This is a genomic window from Nocardia sp. NPDC055029, assembly GCF_053608525.1.
Genome location: NZ_JBSGVQ010000050.1, coordinates 40,590 through 46,968, shown reverse-complemented (window position 1 = coordinate 46,968; position 6,379 = coordinate 40,590). Strand labels below are relative to the sequence as shown.

The 6,379-nt window shown below is 69.5% G+C and carries 6 protein-coding genes; 1 reads left to right on the top strand and 5 read right to left on the bottom strand.

What is annotated here, in order from left to right:
• Positions 1-28 precede the first annotated feature (28 nt).
• The 3 genes from ACWF9G_RS30875 to ACWF9G_RS30865 all read right to left on the bottom strand — a co-directional run bounded on the left by ACWF9G_RS30875 (position 29) and on the right by ACWF9G_RS30865 (position 2,943).
• Positions 29-1,399, bottom strand: coding sequence for an aldehyde dehydrogenase family protein (locus ACWF9G_RS30875; protein ID WP_452519627.1), 1,371 nt, complete (start codon positions 1,397-1,399; stop codon positions 29-31).
• Positions 1,399-2,481, bottom strand: a complete 1,083-nt coding sequence (locus ACWF9G_RS30870; RefSeq protein ID WP_452519626.1) for an AMP-binding protein — start codon at positions 2,479-2,481, stop codon at positions 1,399-1,401. Before ACWF9G_RS30870 ends, ACWF9G_RS30875 begins: the two co-directional genes overlap by 1 nt.
• A gap of 144 nt (positions 2,482-2,625) precedes the next feature.
• Complete coding sequence (locus ACWF9G_RS30865) at positions 2,626-2,943, bottom strand: hypothetical protein (protein WP_452519625.1); 318 nt, start codon at positions 2,941-2,943, stop codon at positions 2,626-2,628.
• Positions 2,944-3,140: 197 nt separating this feature from the next.
• On the opposite strand from ACWF9G_RS30865, the gene ACWF9G_RS30860 reads away from it, so the two are divergent.
• Entirely contained in the window at positions 3,141-4,010 is an 870-nt protein-coding gene (locus ACWF9G_RS30860; RefSeq protein ID WP_379307885.1) for an Ig-like domain-containing protein, read from the top strand.
• Between the two features lie 27 nt (positions 4,011-4,037).
• On the opposite strand, the gene rsgA is transcribed toward ACWF9G_RS30860, so the two are convergent.
• Together rsgA and aroA are read right to left on the bottom strand one after the other, a co-directional pair.
• Entirely contained in the window at positions 4,038-4,919 is an 882-nt protein-coding gene (gene rsgA / locus ACWF9G_RS30855; RefSeq protein WP_379307884.1) for a ribosome small subunit-dependent GTPase A, read from the bottom strand.
• Between the two features lie 116 nt (positions 4,920-5,035).
• The gene (gene aroA, locus ACWF9G_RS30850) at positions 5,036-6,346 is read right to left on the bottom strand and encodes a 3-phosphoshikimate 1-carboxyvinyltransferase (RefSeq protein ID WP_379307883.1); all 1,311 of its coding nucleotides are present in this window, start codon (positions 6,344-6,346) and stop codon (positions 5,036-5,038) included.
• Positions 6,347-6,379 lie beyond the last annotated feature (33 nt).

Genomic DNA, 6,379 nt, shown 5'->3' with positions numbered 1-6,379 from the left:
ATGACAGGCCGGGCGCGGGCGCGCCGGATCAGATGCCGGAGCGGATCATGCCCTTGCAGCGCATGAGGAATTCGGCCAGGTAGCCGTCGTGCGGTACGCCGGGGCGCAGCCAGGTGGTCGGGTTGTCGCCGAGGTAGAGGTTGGTGATCGTAGGGTCGTTCAGGAGGGCCTCGACCAGTTCGCCGCGTGTGGTCATCGCGGTGAGGACGAGTGAATTCCGCAGGGGCACAATGCCATCGGTGGGGCGCCAGGGGCCGACCCAGACGCAAGGGAAGGCCAGTTCGACGCCGAGCTGCGGTGCGGTCGCGGAGTCGACCAGGTGTACGGCCGGGCGCAGTACCGCGCCGCCGGAGGGGAGTTCGTCGACGATGGTGTCGCCGCCGAGCAGGGGCTTCGCCGTGCCGGCGACCTCGTGCAGGTACTCGTCGATCGCGGTCACCGTCGGCACCGGTTGCACGGTGAGGATGGCGTCGGGGTGATCGGCGGGCAGGCTCGGGATGCGGGCGAGGTGCTCGGCGAGCGCCAGCGCCACCGGCTCCGGATCGCCTTCGACCAGCACCGCGGTGGTGCAGGTGCACGCGGTGCCGCCCAGGTGGCTCACCGAATCGGCGATCACGTCGATGTGGTCACGCCAGTCGACGTCGGCGGTGATCAGGATCTTCGACCGGCCGGGACCCTGGGTGAGCACGCGCGGGCTCGCGCCGTACTTGTCGACGACGTCCTGACCGCCGTAGACGATCGCGTAGTCGGCCTCGGCGATGATCACATCGGCGGCGGCGTAGTCGGTGGGCAGCAGGGTGATCGTCGCGGGCGGGAAGCCCGCCATCCGCAGGGCGCTCACCAGCCGGAAGGCGGTGAAGGGCTCGCGCGCCGACGGCCGCACCACGACTTTGTAGCCCAGCGCCAGCGCCTCCGGCCAGAGTCCGTGTACCGCGGGGGTGTTGCCCGCCGCGTGTACCGCGAAGACGTCGCCCTTGCGGACCCACACGGCCGCGCCGTCGCGGGTGCGCTCGTCGGACCATTCGGCGACGGCGCCGTGGGGCATCGCCAAAGCCAGTGTGTCGCACTGGGATCGCAGGACCTCGGCCACCCACTCGACCGACTGGCGCACCACCTGCTGCGGCACGCCCGACACCGTCGAGACGATCCGGATGTACTCCTCGGGGTCGAGCCCGCCGATCGTCGCGGTGGTGAACAGCTCGGCGGCCTTCTTCATCAGGGCGAGGCGTTCCTCGGCGGGGACGGTCGGCGCCGACCGCATCGCCGCGATGGCGCGTCGCACGAACAGCGCCGGAACCTGGCCCAGCTCACCGACTTCCGTGCCGTCGAGCGCGGTGATCGGGATGCGCTGCCTGGCGTGGTAGGAGCCGGCGGGGCCGAGGGCGTCGATCTCGATCATCAGTACACACCCTCGATGACGGACTTGTCGGCGAAGGTCGACACCGGGCGCACATCGGCGACCGCGCAGCCCAGCGTGTTCGGCGCTGGCTCGGCCCGCAGCGCGGTGTCGCGCTCCAGATTGTTCGGCAGCAGCGCGTATTTGGTGAGGTGGTTCATCACCACCTGCCCGCGTTCGCCGACCGCGACATCGTCGCCGGTGGCCGGGTCGACCACCCGGAACGCGATGTAGGGGCTCGGGGTGTCGAACACGGCGAGTCCGTCCTCGCGCTCGGAGTCCCGCTCGCGCGACATGCCGAGGATGGTGGTGCTGCCGTAGAGGCCTTTGAGCGGAATGCCGGGAAAGACCTCCTGGCGCAAGATGTCCCGGGTGTCGGCGTCCATGTGCGCGCCGCTCCAGCACAGGAACTTCACCTGCTTGCGCACCGCGTCGACCAGTTCCTCGCGTCGGGCCAGCCGCTCGAGCAGCGGCGGGGTGGCGATGATGATGCCGACCGACTGGGTCGTCAGGATCGCGGCCGCCTGGTCGATCAGGTGCTCGGCGTAGCGATCGGCGCCCTCGGTATCACCGGAGCCGATGAGCTGCTTGATCCACCGCGGGTCCAGATCGACGGTGAACTTCACCCCGTTGTGCCTGCGCGCGCGCCGGGAAGCGAACTCGCCGAACATATGCGGGCCGCTGGGCGCGATGGCGAGGGTGTTCATGGTCCCCAGATCCGCGTAGTGGTGCTCGTCCCACGACAGCGCGAATTCCATCCACCGCTCGAACATCACGAACCGCTTCGGCGCCCCCGTCGTCCCGCCGCTCTCGTAGATCCCCGCGATCTCCCGATCCGTCCCACGCAATCCCCGCGGAATCAGATCCTCCACCGCGACATCCCTGAACTCGTCGATCACGTTGGGGAACAACCGCAGATCGTCGAAGGTCCGCACGTCGGCGACCGGATCGAAGTCGAGCCGCTCCGCCCGCCGCAACCAGTACGAGCTCCCCGTCTCGGCACCGAAATGCCAGCTCATCAACGCCCGGACGTAGTCGTCGGGATCGACGTCGACAGCGTCCAGATCGAGTATGTCGGAACACATGGCACAGCCTCCGAGGTGCGCAAACAATGGGCGTTCTGCGAGCTCCATCGTCGCGCCCCCACCCCTGCCCGAACGCCCGGCGCCACCCACGTCGATCAGGCGATAGGAACGTCCATGGTCAGCCGGTGCAGGTGCTGATTCCGCCTAGGCGGGTAAGGCGGGGATGGTGCGGGCGTTGGTGATCTCGGGGGAGACCGTGATGACGTCGCAGGCGGCGAGGAGGGCGTCGGGGAGGTCGGGGCCGAGGTGGGTGAGGCTGGGGGTGACTACGGCGGCGGCCTGGGTAGTGGTGACCACGTCGAGGAGGCGGCCGATGGGGTCGGTGGTGCGGTCGCTGAAGACGACGGTCTTGGTGAAGCGGTAGCCGAGGCGCTCGGCTAGCGAGCGGATCTGCGTTTCGTCCCAGGACTGGGCGACACCCGAGATGTCGCGGCGCAGGTATCCGATCGCCGGTGGCTTCATGGGGGAGACGCTACCGGCGCAGGGTGTCCGTTGCCGTGAACGCGGACGAACGTGAGTCGAATTCGCAATCTGACTGATGATCATTTCGGAATCTCGTCCGCGAGGGTGCGCCGCCGTGATCTACTGCTCGCCAACTCGGGTGGAACGAGGTCTCGACGACGATGTCGAGCGGCGCCCGGTGTACGCAGGAGACAACGATGGTGGACAGAAGAATGCAGCGGGTGGCCGGTTCGATGGCCGCGTTCGCGGTGGCAGCGGGTTTCGCGGTGGCAGCGGTTCCCGGCACGGCGGCGGCGGCACCGGGAACGATCACCTGGAACGACGGGAACAGCAAGTTCACCAGGACGGTGTCGAACACCAACCCGGTCGTCGGCGACACGGTGACCGTGACGACGAAGTTCGAGCGGACCGGCATTCCGGTGGAGTACATCTACAACATCAAGGACCTGCACCCCGCCTGCCTGACCCCGGTCGCGGGCTCGGCGAAGATGGGCGGTGACCCGGTCCAGCTCGACACGTCGTCCTCGGATTGGGTCCGCGCCGAGTTCGGCATCACCAAGTACCCGGTGTACCCGAATATCGAGCCGAAATCGCAGACCTTCGAGGTGCAGTACAAGGTGGGCGTCAACTGCGCCCGCGACACCCCGCTGCCGACCTCGATGCACTACGGCGGTTCGCTCGGCGACGGCACCTACCAGGGCAAGGGCCCGAACATCACGGTGTCCAGCGACGCGGTATCGAGCACCGTCATCACCGACGTGACCGGCGCGCAGGTCGGCAAGGCCGTCACCCTGGAGGCGACCGTGTCCCCGGCGGCGGCGGGCGGCACGGTCCAGTTCAAGGCGGGCGACAACGTCCTCGGCGACATCCCCGTCGCCGCGAACGGCAAGGCCTCCATCGTGTGGACGCCGGGCGCCGCGGGCGCGTACACCATCGGCGCGACGTTCTCCGGCCGCAGCGGCGTGGCCAGCTCGTCGACCACCAAGGTGGTCACCGTGGCCGACGTGCCGACCGATCCCGGCCCGGGTGACGGCGGCGGCACCGGCACCGGATCCTTCGGGTTCTGATCACCCTTCCCGGCACGGAATCGGTTGCTACCAGGTCTCGTTGGAGATCAGCGCGGTCAGCAGCTGACGAATCGCGGCGACCCGCCGTTCCGTGCCGGGGAGCTGGTCCAGCGCGCACTCGGGGTCGGCGGGCGGACCCAGATGCGTGCAGCCGCGTGGGCAGTCCTCGATGGCGTCGGCGAGGTCGGTGAACGAGGCGATCACGTCGTCGGGCGTGATGTGGGCCAGACCGAACGAGCGCACGCCGGGGGTGTCGATCACCCAGCCGCCCTCGGGCAGCGGTAACGCCACCGACTGGGTGGAGGTGTGCTTGCCCTTGCCGACGCCGGACACCTCGCCCACGGCCCGATACGCGTCGGGCACAAGACGATTCACCATCGTCGACTTGCCTACACCGGAGTGCCCGATCAGCGCGGTGAGCCGGTCGTCGAGCAGCTCGAGCACCGGCTCCATCGGATCGTCGATCCCCGCGTAGAGGATCTTCAGGTCCAAACCCTCGAAGGCGGCGGCGAATTCGGATTCCGCGACGAGATCGCGTTTGGTGAGTACCAGAATCGGTTCCAGCCCACCGGCATACGCGGCCACCATGGCCCGCTCGACGAAACCGGTGCGCGGCGGCGGATCGGCCAGCGCGACCACGATGAACAGCTGTTCGGCATTGGCGACGACGATGCGTTCGAACGGATCGGTGTCGTCGGCGGTGCGGCGCAGCACGGTGCCGCGCTCGGCGACCCGCACGATCCTGGCGAGCGTGTCGGGCTTGCCGGTCAGGTCACCGACGACGTCGACCTGGTCGCCGACCACGATCGGCGTGCGGCCCAGTTCCCTGGCCCGCATGGCGACGATGCGCCGGTCGGCGTCACCGTCGAGCACACACCCCCAGCGGCCGCGGTCCACCGAGACCACCATCGCGGCCTCGGCGTCGTTGTGCTGGGGCCGGGTCTTGGTGCGCGGACGCGAGGCCTTGCCAGGGCGGACCCGGACATCGGATTCGTCGTAGCTGCCTGTGGAGCGGCCTCGGCGGCTCAGTGCGACGCTCCCTCACCCGATAAGGCGGGGGCCAGCATCTGCTCCCACAGGGCGACGAAGGTCGGCAGCGTCTTGGCCGTGGTGCCGATGTCCTCGATCTCCACCCCGGGCACCCGCAGGCCGAGAATCGCACCGGCGGTGGCCATCCGGTGATCGGCGTAGGAGTGCCACCGGCCGCCGTGCAGCGGGGCAGGCACGATCTCGAGGCCGTCCTCGGTCTCGGTGACATTGCCGCCCAGCCGGTTGATCTCGGCGGAAAGCGCTGCGAGCCGGTCGGTTTCGTGCCCGCGCAAGTGCGCGATGCCGCGCAGAACCGAGGGCGAGTCGGCCAGGGCGGCCAGCGCGGCGACGGTCGGGGTGAGCTCGCCGACGTCGTGCAGGTCGATGTCGATGCCCGCCAGGCGCTCCGGGCCGCGCACGGTGAGCACGCCGTCGAAGATGCGCGCCTCGGCGCCCATCCTGACCAGGATCTCGCGAATCACGTCACCGGGCTGGGTGGTGCCGCGCGGCCACATCGGGATGCTCACCTCGCCACCGGTGACGGCGGCCGCCGCCAGGAACGGCGTGGCATTGGACAGGTCGGGTTCGATCTCCCAGTCGACCGCGCGGATGGGGCCGGGCTCCACGGTCCAGGTCTGGGGGCTGCGCGAGTCGGCGGGGGTGTGCACCACCACGTCGGCGCGGCGCAGCATCTCCACCGTCATCTCGATGTGCGGCATGGACGGCAGCGGTTTGCCGTCGTGCTGCACGGTGATGCCCTCGTCGAAGCGGGCGGCCGAGAGCAGCAGCCCGGAGACGAACTGCGAGGAACCCGACGCGTCGATGGTGACCGCGCCGCCGCGCAGGCGGCCGGTGCCGTGCACGACGAACGGCAGCGCGTCGCCGTCGACGTCGAGGCCGAGCTTGCGCAGCGCGTCCAGGATGGTGGTCAGCGGGCGGAGCTTGGCCTGCTCGTCACCGAAGAACGCCACATCGCCGGTCGCCAGCGCGGCGGCGGGCGGCAGGAACCGCATGATGGTGCCTGCCAGGCCGCAGTCGACCGCCGTGCTGCGCAGCGGCGCCGGGGTGACCTCGAGGGTCTCGGCGTCACCGAGGATCTCGGTGCCGAGGCCCTGCAGTGCCTTGATCATCAGGTCGGTGTCACGGCTGCGCAGCGCACCGGTGAGGGTGGACGGGCCATCGGCCAGTGCGGCGAGGATGAGCGCGCGATTGGTGATGGATTTCGAACCGGGCAGGGTCACGGTCGCGTGGACGGGGACCTCGATATGGGGCGCTGGCCAGAAACTCACCCGCCCATCTTCGCGCATGTGCGGTCCGGACACACGGGTGGTGTGGAATTA

What these genes read in the sequence shown, in the direction of transcription:
- ACWF9G_RS30870 (WP_452519626.1), bottom strand. Translation starts at nt 2,481, where the DNA reads ATGTGTTCCGACATACTCGATCTGGACGCTGTCGACGTCGATCCCGAC.
- ACWF9G_RS30865 (WP_452519625.1), bottom strand. Translation starts at nt 2,943, where the DNA reads ATGAAGCCACCGGCGATCGGATACCTGCGCCGCGACATCTCGGGTGTC.
- aroA (WP_379307883.1), bottom strand. Translation starts at nt 6,346, where the DNA reads ATGCGCGAAGATGGGCGGGTGAGTTTCTGGCCAGCGCCCCATATCGAG.
- ACWF9G_RS30860 (WP_379307885.1), top strand. Translation starts at nt 3,141, where the DNA reads ATGGTGGACAGAAGAATGCAGCGGGTGGCCGGTTCGATGGCCGCGTTC.
- rsgA (WP_379307884.1), bottom strand. Translation starts at nt 4,919, where the DNA reads ATGGTGGTCTCGGTGGACCGCGGCCGCTGGGGGTGTGTGCTCGACGGT.
- ACWF9G_RS30875 (WP_452519627.1), bottom strand. Translation starts at nt 1,399, where the DNA reads ATGATCGAGATCGACGCCCTCGGCCCCGCCGGCTCCTACCACGCCAGG.